Here is an 18,659-nt window from a genome sequence, read left to right as displayed (position 1 = left end):
GGTTTCCGCAGCGGGCCGGCGCCGCGCTCAGCGCCGGCTGCCGCCGCCGAACAGGGAACCGAGCAGGCCGCGCACGATCTGGCGGCCGATGCTGCTGCCGATCGTGCGCGTCACCGTCTTCGCCGCGATCTGCACCAGACCGTCGCGCTGCCCGCCACGCGGCCCGGTGGAGCCGAACAGGATGTCGTTGAGCCCGCCGCCGCCCTCGCGGCTTGCCGTCTGCTGCGCGGCCGCGGCGGAAGCCTCGGCCTGGGCGCGCAGCCGCTCGTAGGCGGACTCGCGGTCCACCGCCTGTTCGTAGTGGCCGCGGATCACCGAACCGGCGATCACCGCACGGCGCTCGGCCTCGGAGAGCGGACCGAGGCGCGAGTCCGGCGCGATCACGAACGCACGCTCGGTGACCTGCGGCCGGCCCTTGTCGTCGAGGAAGGAAACCAGCGCCTCGCCCACGCCGAGCTCGGTGATCGCCTGCGCGGCGTCGAACGCCGGGTTCGGGCGCATCGTCTCGGCGGCAGTCTTCACCGCCTTCTGGTCGCGCGGCGTGAACGCGCGCAGCGCGTGCTGGACGCGGTTGCCGAGCTGGCCGAGGACGGCCTCGGGAATGTCGAGCGGATTCTGGGTGACGAAATACACGCCCACGCCCTTGGAGCGGATCAGGCGCACGACCTGCTCGATCTTGTCGACCAGCGCCTTGGGCGCGTCGTCGAACAGCAGGTGGGCCTCGTCGAAGAAGAACACCAGCTTCGGCTGATCCGGGTCGCCGACTTCGGGCAGCTGCTCGAACAGCTCGGCGAGCAGCCACAGCAGAAAGGTGGAGTAGAGCTTGGGCGCGTGGTAGAGCTTGTCCGCCGCGAGCACGTTGATCACGCCACGGCCCTCGGCATCGGTCTGCATCAGGTCGCTGATGTCGAGCATCGGCTCGCCGAAGAAGACGTCCCCGCCCTGCTCTTCCAGTGCCAGCAGGTTGCGCTGGATCGCGCCGATCGAGGCCGCCGAGATGTTGCCGTACCCGGTGGTGAAGCTTTTTGCATTCTCGCCGACGTGCTGCACCATCGCGCGCAGGTCCTTGAGGTCGAGCAGCAGCAGGCCGTTGTCGTCGGCGATCCTGAACACCAGGGTGAGCACGCCGCTCTGGATGTCGTTGAGGTTGAGCAGGCGCGCGAGCAGCAGCGGCCCCATGTCGGAGATGGTAGCGCGCACCGGATGGCCCTGGGTGCCGAACACGTCCCAGAACACGGTGGTGTTGGCGCGCGGCACGTAGTCGCCGATGCCGATCGCCGCCAGGCGCTGGAGCAGCTTGGGCGAGGCGGTGCCGGCGGCGGCGATGCCGGAGAGGTCGCCCTTGACGTCAGCCATGAACACCGGCACGCCGATCGCGGCGAAGGACTCGGCGAGCTTTTGCAGGGTCACCGTCTTGCCGGTGCCGGTGGCGCCGGTGATCAGGCCGTGGCGGTTGGCCAGCCGCGGCAGCAGGTGGAGGTCCTTGAACTGCGCCTGGCCGGCGGCTTTCGCAATCAGCAACGGTTCGGTCATGCCCGGGCTCCCTGGATCGAACGATGTCGTCTGCAAAGTGTAGCAGCCCCGCGCCTGCCGCCCGCACGACACGAGCCCGGCAAGCCCGAAGCGGGGCGCTATAATGCCGGCCTCTTCATTCGCGCAGGCAACATCGAGGTTCATATGGCGGGTCATTCGAAGTGGGCCAACATCCAGCACCGCAAGGGTCGTCAGGACGAAAAGCGCGGTGCGGCGTTCTCCAAGCTGGCAAAGGAAATCACCGTCGCCGCCAAGATGGGCGGCGGCGACCCGGGCTTCAACCCGCGCCTGCGCCTGGCGGTGGACAAGGCCAAGGGCGTCAACATGCCCAAGGACAAGATCGACAACGCGATCAAGAAGGGCACCGGTGAGCTCGAAGGCGTGAGCTACGAGGAGATCCGCTACGAAGGCTACGGCATCGGCGGCTCGGCGGTGATGGTCGACTGCCTCACCGACAACAAGACCCGCACCGTCGCCGACGTGCGTCACGCCTTCTCCAAGTACGGCGGCAACATGGGCACCGACGGCTGCGTGGCGTACCAGTTCAAGCACTGCGGCCAGCTGCTGTTCGCTCCCGGCACCGACGAGGACGCGCTGATGGAAGCCGCGCTCGAGGCCGGCGCCGAGGATGTCGTCAGCAACGACGACGGCTCGATCGAGGTGATCACCGGGCCGTGGGAATTCACCGCGATCAAGGAAGCGCTGGAGAAGGCCGGATTCAGCGCCGAGTTCGGCGAAGTGACGATGAAACCGGACAACGTCATCGAGCTCGCCGGCGACGAGGCCGCGCGCATGCAGAAACTGCTCGATGCCCTCGAAGGACTCGACGACGTGCAGGAGGTGTATACCTCGGCCGAGATCGTCGATTAAGCTGCGCCCTGCACGCCCGACGAAAAAGCGGCGCCCGGCGCCGCTTTTCGCTTGTGCCCCCCCGCATCGCGGCTGCGCCCGCGGCAACCCACCCGGCGCCCGCGCGCCCCCTACCGGCAGCGCCTCTCCGATGCCCATCACGACCTCGCCCCTGACCCAACGCTTCATGCCGCTCCTGTTCGTGCTGCTGTGGAGCACCGGCTTCATCGGCGCCAAGTACGGTCTGCCCTATGCCGAGCCGCTGACCTTCCTCGCCACCCGCTACGCCCTGGTGATCGCGCTGATGACGATGCTGGCGCTGGCGATGCGCGCGCCGTGGCCGGCGAGCCCGCGCGAGGCGATGCACATCGGCATCACCGGCCTGCTCGTGCATGCGGTGTACCTTGGCGGCGTGTTCATGTCGATCCACCGCGGCCTGCCCGCCGGAGTGTCGGCGCTGGTGGTCGGCATGCAGCCCCTGCTCACCGCCGCCGGCGCCGGCCTGTTGCTCGGCGAGCGGGTGTCGGCGCGGCAGTGGACCGGGCTGGCGCTCGGCTTTGTCGGCGTCGCCCTGGTCGTCGGCAGCAAGACCTCGGTAGACGGCATGGCGCCGGAGCAGCTGATGCGCATGCTCGAACCGGCCTTCGCCGCGCTGTTCGGCATCACCGCCGGCACCCTGTACCAGAAGCGCTTCTGCCCGCGCTTCGACCTGCGCACCGGTTCGGTGGTGCAGTTCCTGCCCAGCCTGCTCGTCACCGCCCTCGTCGCCAGCCGCACCGAAACCCTGCACATCGACTGGAGCAGCGACTTCATCTTCGCCCTCGCCTGGCTGGTGCTGGTGCTGTCGCTGGGCGCGATCAGCCTGCTCAACCTGCTGATCCGCAGCGGCAGCGCGGTCAACGTCGCCAGCCTGTTCTACCTCACCCCGCCCACCACCGCGCTGATCGCCTGGGCGATGTTCGGCGAGACCCTGCACGGCATCGCCCTCGCCGGCATGGCGATCGCGGTGTCGGGCGTGTGGCTGGCGCGCAAGGGCTAGAATCGGATTTTGTCTTCCCGGAGAACGCCATGCTGATGTCCACCACCTCCACCCTCGACGGCAAGCCCGTCCGCCAGTACCTCGGCGTGGTCAATGGCGAAGCGATCATCGGCGCCAACCTCTTCAAGGACCTGTTCGCCTCCATCCGCAACGTCGTCGGCGGCCGCGCCGGCGCCTACGAACGCACCCTCGCCGACGCCCGCCGCATCGCCATCGAGGAAATGCAGGCCGAAGCCGGCCGCCTCGGTGCCAATGCCATCATCGGCATCGACGTCGACTACGAAGTCCTCGGCGCCGACAACGGCATGCTGATGGTGTGCGTCAGCGGCACCGCGGTGCAGGTCTGAAGCGAAGGTGGGCAGCACCGCCACCGCGACTGTCGCCACCCGCATCCTCGGCCTCGACCCCGGATTGCGGATCACCGGCTTCGGCCTCATCGACCAGTTCGGCAGCCAGCTGCGCTACGTCGCCAGCGGCTGCATCCGGACCGCCGACGGCGAACTTCCCGGCCGCCTGAAGACGCTGCTCGACGGCGTGCGCGAAGTGATCGCCACCTGGCAGCCCGACGTGGTCGCGGTGGAAAAGGTGTTCGTCAACGTCAATCCGCAATCCACCCTGCTGCTGGGCCAGGCGCGCGGCGCAGTGATCTGCGGCGCGGTGTCGTGCGATCTGGCGGTGGCCGAATACACCGCGCTCCAGGTCAAGCAGTCGGTGGTCGGCTACGGCAAGGCGGCCAAGGAGCAGGTCCAGCACATGGTGCAGCGCCTGCTCGCGCTCGACGCCAGCCCGGGCCCCGACGCCGCCGACGCCCTCGCCTGCGCGATCTGCCATGCCCATGGCGCGCACGGCCTGGGCGCACACACAGGCACCCGCCGCCGCGCAGGACGCCTCCTGGGCTGAACGCGGCAGCGGACAAAACGGTTGCGCCGCAAGATCCGTGCGGGTATCATTCGCGCCTTCCTGATCGGGCACCGCCCCGATCCGCCGCAAGGCACCGGGGGTATAGCTCAGTTGGTAGAGCAGTTGACTCTTAATCAATTGGTCCTAGGTTCGAGTCCTAGTGCCCCCACCACCGAATCCAAGCACTTAGGCCAATCCTCCGGGGTTGGCCTAAGTGCTTTCTGGCGCGGTGTAGCCAAATCCGGGCGGCGTAGCCACGCGGCGGTTGCTGAGGCGGCAGGCGCACCGCCCCCTCGGGAGCGCTGACGCCGCGGAATAGTCGCTGCGCGCGGGTGAGCTGGCACAATAGGCAACCGGCCGGAGCTCTTTCCTCCGCATCGATCGACCACCGGAGGCTGCTCCGCACCACCGGTGCCTTGCCATGACCGCCCCCGCATCCGCCTCTCTCGCCCGTACCCTCGCCCCCGCCTATGCGCTGCTGCTGGTGTATGCCTGCCTGCATCCGCTCGCGGGCTGGCGCGACAGCGGGCTGCCGCTGTTCGACTACCTGTGGGCACCCTGGCCGAAGTACTTCATCGTCGAGGATTTTCTCTTCAATATCCTCGGCTATCTGCCGCTCGGCTTCCTCCTCGCCGCCGCCCTGCCGGCCAGGTGGCACGCGGCCTCCAGGGCGGCGTCGGCCACCCTGATCGCCGCCCTGCTCAGCCTGGGGCTGGAAACCACCCAGAACTTCCTGCCCACGCGCATCGCCAGCAACCTCGACCTCGGCGGCAACATCGCCGGCGCCCTGATCGGCGCACTGGCCGGCGTCCGCTGGGGCGGGGCCGTGTTCGCCCCCCATGGCCGCCTGCAGCGCTGGCGGACGCACACGCTGATCGGCGGGTGCACCGGCGAAACCGGCATGGTCCTGCTCGGCCTGTGGCTGCTGGGCCAATTCACCGCCAGCAATCTGTTGTTTACCAGCGGCGATCTGCGCAGCCTGCTCGGCATACCCGCTCCCCTGCCGTTCAGCGCCGAACGTTTCATCGCGTTCGATACGGCGCTCACCGCCAGTTCGCTGCTGGCCGTGGGACTCTTCACCCGCTGCCTGACGCGCGGCCCGAACCCGCTGCCGGTGCTGCTGGTGCTGGCGCTGGGCGTGGGCGCGAAAACGCTCGCGACCTGGTCATTCTTCGACCCCGGCACCCCCTTCGCCTGGCTCACACCCGGGGCGCGCCATGGCCTCGTGATCGGGCTCGCCCTGCTGCTGCCCTGTCTGCTGCTGTCGCGCCTGGCCCAGCATGCGCTGGCCGGCACCAGCCTGCTGGTGGCCACCGCCCTGGTGAACCTGATTCCCGAAAACCCCTACCTGCCCTACGAACGCCAGCTGGCCGGCTTCAGCAACTTCCTCAATTTCCACGGCCTGACCCGCCTGGTGGACAGCCTGTGGCCTTTTTTCGCCCTCGCTTACCTGTCGGCGCTGGGCCTGTGGCGGGGTGAACACCTCGGCGGTAACGCCTCCCGGCACAAGCGCCGCCTATAATCGGAAACCTGCAGCGCCCGCACGCTGCCCAACTCCCCGGGGAACGGCATGAGCTACTTCAAACACCACGTCTTCTTCTGCTGCAACCAGCGCCCTGCCGGCGAGACCTGCTGCAACAACCACCAGGCCAGCGCGTTGCAGACCTATGCCAAGGAGCGCACTGCCACGCTCGGCCTGAAAGGCAAGGGCAGCGTGCGCATCAACAAGGCCGGCTGCCTCGGCCGCTGCGACGACGGCCCGGTGCTGGTGGTGTACCCGGACAACGTCTGGTACACCTACGTCGACCAGGAAGACATCGACGAGATCATCGACCGCCACCTCGTCGGCGGCCACATCGTCGATCGCCTGCGCCTGCCCGAGGAGGCGGCATGAGCCGTCCGCGCCCCACCGAATCCGCCCTGCTGCGCGGCCCGGCCGGCGACATCGAAGTGCTGATCGACGCCCCGACAACGGTCGGAGGCATCGCCCTGGTGTGCCATCCCCACCCGCTCTACGGCGGCGCCAACACCAACAAGGTCGCGCACACTCTGGCGCGCGCCTTCCGCGACCTCGGCTACGCGGTGATCCGCCCGAACTTCCGTGGCGTCGGTAAAAGCTCCGGCGAACACGATCACGGCGAAGGCGAAACCGAAGACATGCTGTCGGTGATCAGCTGGGCGCAATCACGCTGGGGCAGCCTGCCGCTGGCGCTGGGGGGGTTCTCCTTCGGCGGCTTCGTCCAGGCCCGGGTCGCCGCCCGCCTCGCCGCCGACATCGCCCCGCCCCGCCAGCTCGTGCTGGTGGGCATGGCCACCGGCGCCGCCGCCGACGGCGCACGCCACTACGAGACTCCGGCGCTGCCCGCCGCCCTGCCCGCAGTACTGATCCACGGCGAAAACGACGACACCGTACCGCTCGCCAACGTGCTCGACTGGGCCCGCCCGCAGGAGCGGCCGGTCACCGTCGTCCCCGGCGCCGACCACTTTTTCCACGGCAAGCTGCACGTGATCCGCGACCTCATCGCGCGCACCGTGCCCCGCACCGACGCCTGACCCCCTTCCCCCTTCCCCCCCGCCGGCTCCCGCTCACGTCACGGAGACTCCCGCCCCATGAAGCTGCTCGCCTCGCTCACCAGTCCCTACGCCCGCAAGATCCGCATCATCCTGGCGGAAAAGGCGCTCCCCTTCGAACTCGTCATCGACTCCCCCTGGGAGGCCAACACCCGCATCCCCAGCCTCAATCCGCTGGGCAAGGTGCCGGTGCTGATCACCGACACGGACGAAGCCTTCTTCGACTCCCCGGTGATCGCCAGCTATCTCGAAACCCTCGGCGCCGCACCGGCGCTGTTGCCCGCCGACGCGCTCGAAGCCGTGCGCGTACGTCAGACCGAAGCCCTCGCCGACGGCGTCGCCGACGCCGCGGTCGCCGCCCTGCTCGAATCCCGCCGCCCCGACGGCGAGCGCAGCGAACGCGAAATCGCCCACCAGTTCGGGAAGGTCGAGCGCGGCCTGAGCGAACTCGAGCGCCGCCTCGGCGAGCGCCCGTGGTTCAACGGTGACACGATGCAGCTCGGCGACATCGCCGTCGCCGCCGCCCTCGGCTACCTCGACCTGCGCTTCCCCGACTTCGACTGGCGCGGCCGCCACCCCGGCCTGCAGCCGTTCGCCGAGCGCCTGTTCGCCCGTGCCAGCTTCGCCACGACCCAGGCACCGGCAGGCTGAAAGCGCACCGCGGCCGCTTCCCGCCTTTCAAATGTGTAGAATGGCGCCATCAGAGTAAACCCTGATGGCAATGGCGTACAACCGGGCCGCGTGTTCCGCGCACAGGCGGCGAAGCATTCCCCTGCGCCCCTCCACCACCTGGAACGCCTGCGGGGCCGCGCCGGCACGGCCCTCATCGTCGACCTCCACGCGCCCGCGCGTAACGTATGCCCGCTTCCGCCCCGACCGCCCTGCGCCTTCTGGCGCTGTGCCTGTTCATGCTGTGCATGGCGGGCCGCCTTTCCATCGCCGCAGAACCCCGCCCGGGACCGCTGCCCACGGTGACGATCGGCGTCGTCGCCGACCACGAGCCTTATAGCTGGGTCGAGAACGGCCGGGTCGTCGGCTTTTCGATCGACGTCCTCGACGAAATCGCCCGCCAGGCGGGCCTGCGCTTCGAATACCGCGCCGGCAGCTGGCCCGAGCTCTACCCTGCGTTCCTGCGTGGCGAGATCGACGCCATCGACGGCATCTCCTACCGCGAGGAGCGCAGCTCACAGGTCCGCTTCACCGCGCCCTATCACCTGCGCCACACCGTCGTCATGCACGACACCCGCCGGCCACTGCCGCCGATCACCGATCTGGCCGGGCTCAAGCCGTTTCGCGTCGGCATCGTGCGCGACATCTACTTCAAGAGCGCGCTCGTCGACCACGGCATCGAGCTCGTCGAATACGACGGCCTGCCCAACCTGGTGCGCGCGATCGCCTTCGGCTGGGTCGACGCCATCGTCGGCCCCGAGCTGGCGCTCGGTTTTCTCGCCCGCAAGGCCGGTTTCAACCACATCGGCGTCGCCGCACGCATCCCGATGGGCGGACTGGAGATCGAGGATTTCCGCATCGGCGTTCCCCCTCGAGCCGCGGATCTGCACGCCCGGCTGGCGGCCGCGGTTGCCGCCATCGTCCCCGGCCGCCTAGCCGAACTCGAGCACCGCTGGCAGGAACTCGGCGGTCGCCCGGCGGAAACCGGCGGCGATTTCCGCCTCAGCGAGCAGCAGGCTCTCTATGTGCGCGGCCTGGGGCCGCTGCGGGTCGGGATCACGCGCGACTATCCGCCTTTCAGCTTCGCCGACGACGGCCGGACGCAGGGGCTGGCGGTGGATGTGCTGCTCCGCGTCCAGGATCTCACCGGCCTGCAGACGATCACCGTCGTCGATACCTGGCCGGTCCTCCTCGAACTCTTCCAGCGCGGCGAGATCGACCTCATCGCCAACATCTCGGAGACGCCCGAACGCCGCCGCTTCACCCGCTTCACCGCACCCTACCACCGGATCCCGAACGTCGTGTTCACGCGCACCGAGCACACCCGCCGCCTGACCTCGGCCGGGCAGTTGCACGGGATGCGGGTCGCGGTGACTGCGGGCGTGTTCTACGAGCAGGCTCTGCGCGCGCACCTCGGCGACAGCGTGCTCGGCTTCTCGTCCCAGCAGGCGATGTTCACCGCGCTCGCGGAAGGCAGCGTCGATGCCGTCCTGTCCCCCCTGCACAACGGCCAGCACTGGATCCGCACCCTCGGCCTGAGCTCCCTCCACGTAGCCGGCGAACTCGAGCTCGAAGGCCATGCCGGCGAGGACTTGCGCTTCGGCGTGCGCCCCGCGCTCGAGCCGCTGGCGGCGATCATCGACGCCGCGCTCGCCAGCCTGTCGCCGACCGAGCACCGCACGATCGCCAATCGCTGGCTGGGCGCGGCGCTGCCGGCCGCCGCTGGCGGCGGGGACGGCACCCCCGTCGCCTTCGACGACCGCGAGCGCAGCTTCTTGCAGGAGCGCCAGAACACGCTCAAGGTGTGCACCTCACCGAACTGGATGCCGTTCGAAGGCGTCGACGCCCGGGGCCACCACAGCGGCATGGCCGCAGACTTCCTCGGCCTATTCGCCTCCCGCTCCGGGGTGCGCTTCGAGACCGTCCCCCTTCCCAGCTGGAACGACGCGCTCGGGGCGATCCGCGAGCGCCGCTGCGACCTGCTGACGCTCGCCGTGCAAACCCCCGAGCGGCTCGCCTACCTGAACTTCACCGATCCCTATTACACCGTTCCCCACATCCTGCTCGGGCGCATCGAAACGCCCTTTCTCGACGACATGGACCAGCTCGCCGGGCGCAACGTCGGCGTGGTGCGGGGCCATTCCCTCCTGCGCTGGCTGCGCGAACGCTACCCGCTGATCCATATCGTCGAAGTCGACAGCGAGATCGACGGCCTGCACCGGCTCCAGCGCGGCGCCCTGTACGGCTTGTTGAGCAACCTGAACTCGGCCGGCTACCATCTGCACGAACTGGGGCTGGCCGACATCAAGGTCCTCGGGCGCATTCCCGGCGATGCCACGCTGTCGGTCGCCACCCGCAACGACCTCCCCGAACTGCACGCCATCGCCCGCAAGCTGATCGCCACCCTCGGCACCCAGGATCGTCACCGGATCGAATCGAAATGGCGTGCCATCGCCGTCGAACAGAAAGTGGACTACCGCCTGCTCTGGCAATGGGCGAGCATCGGCGTGCTGGCACTGGTCGCACTCCTGCTGTGGAACCGCAAGCTCGGCACCCTCAACCGCCAGCTCGCCGAAGCCAACGCCCGACTCGAACAGTACAGCCTCAGCGACGGCCTCACCGGCCTGGGCAACCGCAAGTATTTCGACCGCGAATTCGACACCGGCTTCGCCTGGTGCCAGCGCAGCCGGACCGGCTTCGCGGTGGTGATGATCGACATCGACCATTTCAAGCACATCAACGACACCTGGGGCCATCCGGCAGGCGACGAGTGCCTGCGCCTGCTGGCCGACTGCCTGCGCACCCACTTCCGCCGCGACACCGACCGCCTGGCCCGTCTCGGCGGCGAGGAGTTCGTGCTCTTCCTGCCCTTCTCCGATGCCGACGCCACCCTCGCCCGGATCGAGGCCGTCCACGCCGAGATCGCCACCCTGCGCGTCCCGGCGGGCAGCCAGGGGATCGGTTTCACGATCAGCGCCGGCGTCGCGATCGGCATCCCGAGTGCGGCCGAGTACGCAGCGGACTACCTCAAGCGCGCCGACCAGGCTTTGTACGAAGCCAAGCGCAGCGGGCGCGACCGGATCATCGTCGATCGGCGCTGAGCCCCCGCCCCACTTTTTCTCTTCCCGCCCCGCCCACGACCATCGCACGCATCCGCCCCGCACAAAGCCGGCCGCCCTGGCTATAATGCAAGGCTTTGTTTTGATAGAAAATCAGGATCCTCCGTGCTCGTCGCCGCCAACATCACCATGCAGTTCGGGGCCAAGCCCCTGTTCGAGAACGTCTCCGTCAAGTTCGGCGACGGCAACCGTTACGGCCTGATCGGCGCCAACGGCGCCGGCAAGTCGACCTTCATGAAGATCCTGTGCGGTGCGCTCGAGCCTTCCGCCGGCAACGTCTCCAAGGACCCGCACGAGCGCATGGCCTACCTGCGCCAGGACCAGTTCGCGTATGAAGACATGCGCGTGCTCGACGTCGTCATGATGGGCCACGAGGAACTATGGGCGGCGATCCAGGAGCGCGACGCGATCTACGCCAACCCCGAGGCCACCGAGGACGACTACATGCACGCCGCCGAGCTCGAAGGCAAGGTCGGCGAGTACGACGGCTACACGGCGGAAGCGCGCGCCGGCGAGCTGCTGCTCGGCGTGGGCATCGGCACCGAGCTGCACAACGGCCCGATGAGCGAGGTCGCCCCGGGCTGGAAGCTGCGCGTGCTGCTGTGCCAGGCGCTGTTCGCCAACCCCGAGATCCTGCTGCTCGACGAGCCGACCAACAACCTCGACATCAACACCATCCGCTGGCTCGAGGACGTGCTCAACAACCGCGACTGCACGATGGTCATCATCTCGCACGACCGCCACTTCCTGAACCAGGTGTGCACCCACATGGCCGACCTGGACTACGGCACGATCACCATCTACCCCGGTAACTACGACGACTACATGGAAGCGTCGACGATGGCGCGCGAGCGCCAGTCCGCCGCCAACGCCCGCGCCAAGGACAAGATCCAGGAACTGCAGGCCTTCGTCCGCCGCTTCTCGGCCAACAAGTCCAAGGCCAAGCAGGCCACCAGCCGCCTCAAGCTGATCGACAAGCTCAAGCCCGAGGACGTCAAGCCCTCGTCGCGCCAGTACCCGTGGATCCGTTTCGACTACGACGAGAAGGACAAGCTGCACCGCCTCGCCTGCGAAGTCGACAACCTCAGCTTTGCCTACGAGGGCATGGAAAAGCCGCTGATCAACCGCTTCTCGATCGCCATCGAGGCCGGCGAGAAGGTCGCCATCATCGGCGAGAACGGGGTCGGCAAGACCACGCTGCTCAAATTGCTGGTGGGCGAGCTGCAGCCGCAGAAGGGCACGGTGAAATGGGCGGAGAAGGCCAAACCGGGCTACTACGCCCAGGACCACTCGGCCGATTTCGCCGCGGACGTCAGCCTCACCGACTGGATCGCGCCCTACTCGCGGATCACCGCCGCCGCCACCGGCGAGGACAACGAGACCCTGCTGCGCGGCACCCTCGGCCGCCTGCTGTTCTCGGGCGACGAGGTCAAGAAGTCGGTGAAGGTGATCTCCGGCGGCGAGCAGGGCCGGATGCTGTTCGGCAAGCTGATGCTGTCGCGCCCGAACGTGCTGCTGATGGACGAGCCGACCAACCACCTCGACATGGAATCGATCGAGTCGCTCAACACCGGCCTCGACAAGTTCAACGGCACGCTGATCTTCATCTCCCACGACCGCGAATTCGTCAGCTCGCTGGCCACGCGCATCCTCGAGATCAAGCTCGACCACCGGATCATCGACTACCGCGGGACCTACGAGGAATATCTCGCCAGCCAGGGCCTGGAGTAAGCCGGAAGGGCGCGGGAAGAGTCGAACGAGGCGGCGCCGGCGGCCGCAAGGATCGCGCTGCGGCTCCGCTGCCGCGCGATCCTTGCGCGCCCCGCGTTCACCGCAGGCGCGCGCGCAGCCGGGCCAGCGCCTGGCTGTGGAGCTGGCACACCCGCGACTCGGTAACTCCGAGCACGGCGCCGATCTCCTTCAGGTTCAGCTCTTCCTGGTAGTACAGCGCCATCAGCAGCTTCTCGCGCTCGGGCAGGGCCTCGATCGCCTCGATCAGGCGCTCGCGCTGCTCGCGCTCGAGCAGCGCGGAATAAGGCGCATCGAGTTCGCTGCGCTCGTCGACCGGCTCCATCCCGGCCTGCAGCAGCTCGTCGAGCGGCAGCAGCTGGCCGCTGTTGGTGTCGCTCAGCAGCTGGTGGTAGGTCTCCAGCTCAATCCCCAGCTCCGCCGCCACTTCCAGCTCCCCCGCCGGGCGCCCGAGGCGCTGCTCGAGCGCCCGCACCGCCTCGTCGAGGGCGCGGGCGCTGCGCCGCACGCTGCGCGGCAGCCAGTCGCGGCTGCGCAGCTCGTCGACCATCGCGCCGCGGATGCGCTGGCTGGCGAAGGTGGCGAAACCCGCCCCCTGGGTCGGGTCGTAGCGCCCGAGGGCCTCGATCAGCCCGACCACTCCGGCCTGGATCAGGTCGTTCAGCTCCACGCTGGGCGGCAGGCGCACCTGCAGCGCGAGCGCCTGGCGCCGCACCAGCGGCAGGTATTCCTCCAGCAGTGCGTCCTGATTGATCTTGCCCTGAGCGGTATACATGGATCGAATTCTGGATCGAGTCGGGCGGCCGGCCTCGCGAGCGGCCGCCGCGTCACTGGTAGTTGACAATCACCTGCATGCGGCTCGCACGTACCCCCTGGGGCGCACCCGGAGCCGCCGCAAAGCGGAAATGGAACCCACTGTCGGCCGCCGCACCGGCAAAGGCCGTGCTCGTGCCGCGTGCGCCGGGCAGCGCAACGCAGCGCTCGGCGAGGCACAGCCAGGCGCGCGCCCGGACCGACGGCGGCAGCGCATACTGCCAATGCACGGAGGCGACACGCCGCCCCTCGACGGCCGCGCCGGGTGGCGGCAGCAGCTCCGCCGAGCGCACGGTGCGCTCGGAAACCGGAACCGGCACGCCCGGCGCATTCGCCACCCAGCTGCCGGCAGCCGCCGCCCCGAGCGCGGCCCCCGCGGCGCACAGCATCGACACGCCGCCCGCGAGCCGTCTTTTCATCGGGCCAGCACCACCAGCTCGACGCCGAGGAAGGACGCCGCGACCTGCTCCAGGTTGGCGAGCAGGCCACGCCGCGGCCAGCCCGGCGGATGCAGCGCCAGCAGCCGCCGCGGCCCGTCCGCGGCGGCCAGTTGCAGCAGCACCCGGTAGGCGCGGCGGAAAGCGTCCACATCCGCGTCCACCCACAACGCCCAGCGCGACTGCTGCGCGCACAAGGGCGCCAGGTGGGGGCTGGCGGCATCGACCGCGACGATGCGCCAGCGCGCCGGATCGCCGACCCAGCGGCTGCCCGCCCGCGCCCACGCCTCCAGCACTTCGCCCACGCGCCCGCTACGGTCGCTGCCGAGCCCCACCACCATCAGCGTACAGGGCGCCGTCTCCAGCGCAGCGGCGACCGCCGGGGTGGGCGAGCCGGGCGCGGCCACCGACGCCTGCGGAAACCCTGGTGCGGGTTCGCCCGCGGGCGCCGCCGAGGTCCGCTCCGCCACCGGCGGCAAGCGTGGAGACTCATCCGCCTCCGCACCGCTGCCCGCGCCTGCCGGCGCCAGTGCGGCCATCCAGCGCCGCAGCCCGGCGGCCTGGTCGGGGCTCGCAGACGGCGTTGGCGCAGGTGAAGACAAGGCTTCGCTCAGCATCGCTACGCTCCGCCTCCGCCTTCGCCCTCGAGCGCACCGATCGCGACCTGGCGCAGGCTGTCGCGGGCCGCGGCGAGATAAAGCAGGGCCTCGAGCAGGTTGGTCGCGGTGCGCCGCCGCCGCCCTCCGGCCAGCCCCAGCAGTTCGGCGCGCAGGTCCATCGCCCATTGCCCTTCGGCCGCTTCCAGGCTGGCCGCCGCCGCCGCCAGCCCGGCGGCGAGCAGCAGGCGCAGCTCGCGCCCGGTGTCGACCTGCCACAGCTGCGGCAGGCGCTGCCAGGCGTGACGGGTCAGCCGCGGCAGGCTTTCGCCGTCGAGCTGGCCGGCGAGCAGGGGCAGCGCCACCGCCTCAGCGACGTCGGGCGTGATCCAGCAGCGCTGCCCGAGCGCGGTGCCGCTGTCGGCATCGCGCAGCTCGGCGAACCAGGCGCAGGCGGGACGGGCAACCGCCCCCCGGCTCCCCCCCGGAACGGCGTCGACGGCGAGCCGGGAGAGGCTCATCCGCACCGGCCGCGAGCGCATCCGCACACGGTATTCTCCCCCCGGGGAGGCGAGCGCACGCAGCTGCGCGAGCGGATGGCGCTCGCCGCCGTAGGTGACGCGCTGGCTGCCGCGGACCGCGCTCGACCACTCGTGCCCGCCGTCCTCGAGCCAGGCCCAGGCGGCCCCGTCGGGGAGCGCCGGCAGCAGATGGACGCTCGTTCCGAAGCACTCCCGCGCCCAGCGCAGGCGCTCGAGCTGGCCCGCCGGGGCGTGGTGCTGGAGCAGCGCGGCGGCCATCCAGTGGCCTTCGCCGTCCACACCGATATCGGGCATTGCCCAGTCGCAGCCGGCCAACGGCGTACGCGCCATCCAGCGCATGCCGGCCGGCGCGCTCCGTTCGAGGGCCTGTTCGCACAGCGGACGCAGGCGCGCTTCGCGCACCGTCGTCGGCAGACCGGCAAGATCACAGGCCGCTTCGAGTTCGCGGAACCCCCCGATGCGCTCGCGCAGCGCGCCGAGAATGGCGCTCACCCGCCGCCCCTGGCCGAGGATGCCGAGCGCCCAGCGTGCCGGCGGCTCGTAGGCCGGCACCGCCGGCGCCGCGCTCGCCGTGCAGGGGACCAGCGCCTGGCGCACAAGCGCGGCGCCGTCGGCCAGGGCCAGGTCTTCGGGCACCTGCTGCCCGCTGGACACGAACAGCAGGCGCAGGTCGTGGCGCATCAGCGCATCGAGCACCGGCCCGATCCGCCCCGCTTCGTCGAGTTTGGTCAGGATGCAGTCGTCGAGCGTGCCGCCCGCGGCGCGCGCCGCCTCGCGGTAGCGCACGATCACTTCCTCCAGCGTTTCCGGCTGGGCCGCGGCGTTGAGCAGCAGCACCAGGCGCACCGCGATGCCGGCCTGCTGCAGGCGGGCGCTCTGTTCGATGACGCGCTGGTCGCGCTGGCTGGTGCCGACGGTATCGATCAGCACCAGGCGCTGGTCGACCAGTCCGGTCAGCACTTCGGTGACCGGTGCCCCCGCGTCGAGTGCGTGGATCGGCACGTCGAGCAGCCGGGAGTAGATGCGCAGCTGCTCGTGGGCCCCGATCCGGAAGCTGTCGGTGCTGACCAGGGCCACGCCGGCCGGGCCGTGGCGCATCACCAGGCGCGCGGCGAGCTTGGCCGTGGTGGTGGTCTTGCCGACACCGGTCGGCCCGACCAGGGCGACGACCCGGCTCGAGCCGGGGAACGCGGTTTCGTCTTCGAGCCGGCGCAGGCGCGCGAGCAGACTGCGCGCGATCCATTCGAGGCGGGCATCGTCGGCGCCGGCTTCGAGTTCCTCGGGCTCGCCGTGGGCGAGTTCTTCGGCCAGAGCGGCGCTGAAACCGGCGCCCCGCAGCAGCTCGACCAGCGGCAGGGTCGATGCGCGGGCACGCAGCGGGCGGTCGCCGCGGGTGCTGGCGAGCAGGCTGCGCATCTCCTGCATTTCGCGCAGCAGGCGTTCGCTCATCGCGCTCATCGTCTGCAGTCCGTGCTCGGCGGCGGCGGGGGCGGCAGACGCCGGAGGGCGGGCAAAGGGCGGCACGGACGGCGCCGCGGAGTCGCGCGCACTCGGCGCGGCTGCCGCGCGCATCCCTTCCGCGCCGGCAGCCGCAGGCGCTGCCGGCGGCGGCGGAACGTTGACCGCACGCGCGCCGAGGGCGGCGGCGGCGTGGTCGGCGATGGCGATGATCTCCACCCCTTGCTCGATCTGCCGGTTCGACAGGATCAGGGCGTCATCACCGAGGGCGGCGCGCACCTGGCGCATCGCCTCACGGCTGTTGGCGCCGACAAAACGTTTCACACTCATCCTCGTGCTCCGACTACGGTAGTCACCCGCAAGATGCGGTCATCGGGAATTTCGGCCTGCGACAACACTACCAGCTGCCGCAGGCGTCGGCGCAGGAAGCCCGCCAGCAGCGGGCGCAGCGCATGGGCGACGACCATCACCGGCGGGTCGCCGGCAACTTCCTGGCGGGCCAGTGCCTCGCGCGTCTGTTCGAGCAGGATCTCCGCCAGGCCGGGCTCGAGCGCACCGTTGCCGCCGAGCGCCTGGGTCAGCACCTGCTCCAGGCGCGCGTCGAGGCCGATCACGCGCATCTCGCCCCGCCCCGGGAACCAGGGCTGCACGATCGCACGTCCGAGCGCGATCCGCACCTGCGCGGTGAGCGACTCCACGTCCTGCGGCTGCACGGCTTCGGCCGCCAGGGTGTCGAGGATGCTGACCAGATCGCGGATGCTGACTTCCTCGTCGAGCAGATTCTGGCAGATACGCTGCAGCGCGGTCAGCGGCACCAGCTTGGGCACCACTTCTTCGACCAGCGGCTTGTAGTCGTCGCCGAGGCGGTCGAGCAGCTTGCGCATCTCATCACGGCCGAGCATCTCCGCGGCATGGAGATGCATCAGATGGTTGAGGTGGGTGGCGACCACCGTGCTCACATCGACCACGGTATAGCCGAACACCTGCGCATGCTCGCGCTGCCCGCCGTCGATCCACACCGCCGGCAGGCCGAAGGCCGGGTCGGTGGTGGCCGTGCCTTCCACCGTTCCCGACACCTGGCCGGGGTCGATCGCCAGCCACTTGCCGGGGAACACTTCGGCACGGCCGATCTCGGCCCCTTTGAGGCTGATCGTGTAGGTGTGCGGACCGAGTTCGAGATTGTCGCGGATATGCACCACCGGCGGCAGGAAGCCCAGTTCCTGGGCGAACTTCTTGCGTACGCTCTTGATCCGCCCGAGCAGTTCGCCCTGCTGGCGATGATCGACCAGCGGAATCAGGCGGTGGCCGACTTCGAGGCCGAGGGTGTCGACCAGCTGGACGTCCTCCCAGCTCGCCTCCGGCGCCTCGCTCGCCACCGGCGCGGCAGTCTCCTCCGCGGCCGGTGCCGACTGCGCGAGCGCGCGCCGGTGCAGCAGGGCCCAGCCCAGCCCCGCCAGCAGTGCGGCGAACAGCAGGAACACCAGGTTCGGCATCCCCGGAATCAGGCCGAGGAGCGCCAGCACCCCGCCCGACAGCAGCAGCACCTGCGGATTGACGAACAGCTGGCTGATCATCTGCTGGCCGACATCCTGCTCGGTGTTGGCGCGCGATACGGTCACGCCCGCCGCGGTCGAGATCACCAGCGCCGGGATCTGTGCCACCAAGCCGTCGCCGATCGCCAGCAGCACATAGGTGTGCGCGGCGGTGGCGAAATCGAGGTCGTGCTGGAGGACGCCGATCAGCAGCCCGCCGACAATGTTGACCACGGTGATCAGCAGGCCCGCCACCGCGTCGCCGCGCACGAACTTGCTGGCGCCGTCCATCGAGCCGTAGAAATCCGCCTCCTGCGCGATCTCGGCGCGGCGGCGGCGGGCCTCGTCCTCGCCGATCAGGCCGGCGTTGAGGTCGGCGTCGATCGCCATCTGCTTGCCGGGCATCGCATCGAGGGTGAAGCGCGCGCTGACTTCAGCAATCCGCCCCGCACCCTTGGTGATGACCATGAAGTTGATGATCACCAGGATCAGGAACACCACCAGGCCGACGGCGAAGTTGCCGCCGACGAGAAAATGGCCGAAGGCCTCGATCACCTTGCCCGCGGCGTCGCCCCCCTTGTGCCCTTCGAGGAGCACGACCCGGGTGGAGGCCACGTTCAGCGACAGGCGCAGCAAGGTGGTAAACAGCAGCACCGAGGGGAAGGCGGCGAAATCGAGCGGCTTCAGCGCGAACATGCTCACCATCAGCACCATCAGCGACAGCGCGATGTTGAAGGTGAACAGCAGGTCGAGCACGAACGGCGGCAGCGGCAGGACCATCATCGACAGGATCAAGATGATCAGTACCGGACCGGCGAACAGGTTCAGGCGCATCAGCGCCCGCCAGTCCAT

The 18,659-nt window shown here is 69.7% G+C and carries 16 protein-coding genes and 1 tRNA gene; 11 read left to right on the top strand and 6 right to left on the bottom strand.

All coding sequences use genetic code 11. The features are described 5' to 3' along the window. Positions 1 to 27: 27 nt before the first annotated feature. Positions 28 to 1,533 carry a helicase HerA-like domain-containing protein gene (locus MXC99_RS05730; protein ID WP_247724545.1) on the bottom strand — a complete coding sequence of 502 codons (1,506 nt, stop codon included), beginning with the start codon at positions 1,531 to 1,533 and terminating at the stop codon, positions 28 to 30. A 144-nt stretch (positions 1,534 to 1,677) separates the two neighbouring features. Here MXC99_RS05730 and MXC99_RS05725 point away from each other — a divergent pair, with 144 nt between their 5' ends. The 11 genes from MXC99_RS05725 to MXC99_RS05675 all read left to right on the top strand — a co-directional run bounded on the left by MXC99_RS05725 (position 1,678) and on the right by MXC99_RS05675 (position 12,411). Continuing rightward, the gene (locus MXC99_RS05725) at positions 1,678 to 2,403 is read left to right on the top strand and encodes a YebC/PmpR family DNA-binding transcriptional regulator (protein WP_247724544.1); all 726 of its coding nucleotides are present in this window, start codon (positions 1,678 to 1,680) and stop codon (positions 2,401 to 2,403) included. A gap of 130 nt (positions 2,404 to 2,533) precedes the next feature. Beyond that, positions 2,534 to 3,421, top strand: coding sequence for a DMT family transporter (locus MXC99_RS05720; RefSeq protein ID WP_247724543.1), 888 nt, complete (start codon positions 2,534 to 2,536; stop codon positions 3,419 to 3,421). A gap of 29 nt (positions 3,422 to 3,450) precedes the next feature. Next, entirely contained in the window at positions 3,451 to 3,768 is a 318-nt protein-coding gene (locus MXC99_RS05715; RefSeq protein ID WP_107219811.1) for a heavy metal-binding domain-containing protein, read from the top strand. A 7-nt stretch (positions 3,769 to 3,775) separates the two neighbouring features. Continuing rightward, positions 3,776 to 4,321, top strand: coding sequence for a crossover junction endodeoxyribonuclease RuvC (gene ruvC, locus MXC99_RS05710; protein ID WP_247724542.1), 546 nt, complete (start codon positions 3,776 to 3,778; stop codon positions 4,319 to 4,321). 96 nt (positions 4,322 to 4,417) lie between these two features. Further along, positions 4,418 to 4,493: transfer RNA gene (locus tag MXC99_RS05705), tRNA-Lys, on the top strand. Between the two features lie 249 nt (positions 4,494 to 4,742). Next, entirely contained in the window at positions 4,743 to 5,843 is a 1,101-nt protein-coding gene (locus tag MXC99_RS05700) for a VanZ family protein (protein WP_247724541.1), read from the top strand. Positions 5,844 to 5,891: 48 nt separating this feature from the next. After that, on the top strand, positions 5,892 to 6,215 hold the full coding sequence (locus tag MXC99_RS05695; RefSeq protein WP_247724540.1) for a (2Fe-2S) ferredoxin domain-containing protein: 324 nt from the start codon (positions 5,892 to 5,894) through the stop codon (positions 6,213 to 6,215). Continuing rightward, complete coding sequence (locus MXC99_RS05690) at positions 6,212 to 6,874, top strand: alpha/beta hydrolase (protein WP_247724539.1); 663 nt, start codon at positions 6,212 to 6,214, stop codon at positions 6,872 to 6,874. The genes MXC99_RS05695 and MXC99_RS05690 overlap by 4 nt, the downstream gene beginning before the upstream one ends. A gap of 57 nt (positions 6,875 to 6,931) precedes the next feature. Next, positions 6,932 to 7,543, top strand: a complete 612-nt coding sequence (locus MXC99_RS05685; protein ID WP_247724538.1) for a glutathione S-transferase — start codon at positions 6,932 to 6,934, stop codon at positions 7,541 to 7,543. Between the two features lie 206 nt (positions 7,544 to 7,749). After that, positions 7,750 to 10,662: a transporter substrate-binding domain-containing diguanylate cyclase gene (locus MXC99_RS05680; RefSeq protein WP_247724537.1), complete on the top strand. Its 2,913-nt coding sequence runs from the start codon at positions 7,750 to 7,752 to the stop codon at positions 10,660 to 10,662. Between the two features lie 123 nt (positions 10,663 to 10,785). Beyond that, positions 10,786 to 12,411 carry an ABC-F family ATPase gene (locus MXC99_RS05675; RefSeq protein WP_282100135.1) on the top strand — a complete coding sequence of 542 codons (1,626 nt, stop codon included), beginning with the start codon at positions 10,786 to 10,788 and terminating at the stop codon, positions 12,409 to 12,411. A 97-nt stretch (positions 12,412 to 12,508) separates the two neighbouring features. On the opposite strand, the gene MXC99_RS05670 is transcribed toward MXC99_RS05675, so the two are convergent. From MXC99_RS05670 to flhA, 5 genes are read right to left on the bottom strand one after another with little or no spacing between them, the layout of a single operon-like run. Beyond that, entirely contained in the window at positions 12,509 to 13,204 is a 696-nt protein-coding gene (locus MXC99_RS05670) for an RNA polymerase sigma factor FliA (RefSeq protein ID WP_282100134.1), read from the bottom strand. A 52-nt stretch (positions 13,205 to 13,256) separates the two neighbouring features. Further along, entirely contained in the window at positions 13,257 to 13,661 is a 405-nt protein-coding gene (locus tag MXC99_RS05665) for a flagellar protein FlhE (RefSeq protein ID WP_247724536.1), read from the bottom strand. Then, complete coding sequence (locus MXC99_RS05660) at positions 13,658 to 14,296, bottom strand: hypothetical protein (RefSeq protein ID WP_247724535.1); 639 nt, start codon at positions 14,294 to 14,296, stop codon at positions 13,658 to 13,660. The genes MXC99_RS05665 and MXC99_RS05660 overlap by 4 nt, the downstream gene beginning before the upstream one ends. Before the next feature lie 2 nt (positions 14,297 to 14,298). Continuing rightward, positions 14,299 to 16,605 (bottom strand): flagellar biosynthesis protein FlhF, encoded by a 2,307-nt coding sequence (gene flhF / locus MXC99_RS05655; RefSeq protein WP_247724534.1) that lies wholly within the window; start codon positions 16,603 to 16,605, stop codon positions 14,299 to 14,301. Beyond that, positions 16,602 to 18,659 carry a flagellar biosynthesis protein FlhA gene (gene flhA / locus MXC99_RS05650; protein WP_247724566.1) on the bottom strand — a complete coding sequence of 686 codons (2,058 nt, stop codon included), beginning with the start codon at positions 18,657 to 18,659 and terminating at the stop codon, positions 16,602 to 16,604. Before flhA ends, flhF begins: the two co-directional genes overlap by 4 nt.

Origin of the sequence: Thauera aromatica (assembly GCF_023093595.1) — a bacterium.
In the GTDB taxonomy this organism is placed as follows: domain Bacteria; phylum Pseudomonadota; class Gammaproteobacteria; order Burkholderiales; family Rhodocyclaceae; genus Thauera; species Thauera aromatica_A.
This window is presented reverse-complemented; position numbering and strand designations above follow the sequence as displayed.

Bases quoted from the DNA above. Each gene is read 5' to 3' on its own strand.
- MXC99_RS05730 (WP_247724545.1), bottom strand. From the start codon at position 1,533: ATGACCGAACCGTTGCTGATTGCGAAAGCCGCCGGCCAGGCGCAGTTC.
- MXC99_RS05725 (WP_247724544.1), top strand. From the start codon at position 1,678: ATGGCGGGTCATTCGAAGTGGGCCAACATCCAGCACCGCAAGGGTCGT.
- MXC99_RS05720 (WP_247724543.1), top strand. From the start codon at position 2,534: ATGCCCATCACGACCTCGCCCCTGACCCAACGCTTCATGCCGCTCCTG.
- MXC99_RS05715 (WP_107219811.1), top strand. From the start codon at position 3,451: ATGCTGATGTCCACCACCTCCACCCTCGACGGCAAGCCCGTCCGCCAG.
- MXC99_RS05700 (WP_247724541.1), top strand. From the start codon at position 4,743: ATGACCGCCCCCGCATCCGCCTCTCTCGCCCGTACCCTCGCCCCCGCC.
- MXC99_RS05695 (WP_247724540.1), top strand. From the start codon at position 5,892: ATGAGCTACTTCAAACACCACGTCTTCTTCTGCTGCAACCAGCGCCCT.
- MXC99_RS05690 (WP_247724539.1), top strand. From the start codon at position 6,212: ATGAGCCGTCCGCGCCCCACCGAATCCGCCCTGCTGCGCGGCCCGGCC.
- MXC99_RS05685 (WP_247724538.1), top strand. From the start codon at position 6,932: ATGAAGCTGCTCGCCTCGCTCACCAGTCCCTACGCCCGCAAGATCCGC.
- MXC99_RS05680 (WP_247724537.1), top strand. From the start codon at position 7,750: ATGCCCGCTTCCGCCCCGACCGCCCTGCGCCTTCTGGCGCTGTGCCTG.
- MXC99_RS05670 (WP_282100134.1), bottom strand. From the start codon at position 13,204: ATGTATACCGCTCAGGGCAAGATCAATCAGGACGCACTGCTGGAGGAA.
- MXC99_RS05665 (WP_247724536.1), bottom strand. From the start codon at position 13,661: ATGAAAAGACGGCTCGCGGGCGGCGTGTCGATGCTGTGCGCCGCGGGG.
- MXC99_RS05660 (WP_247724535.1), bottom strand. From the start codon at position 14,296: ATGCTGAGCGAAGCCTTGTCTTCACCTGCGCCAACGCCGTCTGCGAGC.
- flhF (WP_247724534.1), bottom strand. From the start codon at position 16,605: ATGAGTGTGAAACGTTTTGTCGGCGCCAACAGCCGTGAGGCGATGCGC.
- flhA (WP_247724566.1), bottom strand. From the start codon at position 18,659: ATGGACTGGCGGGCGCTGATGCGCCTGAACCTGTTCGCCGGTCCGGTA.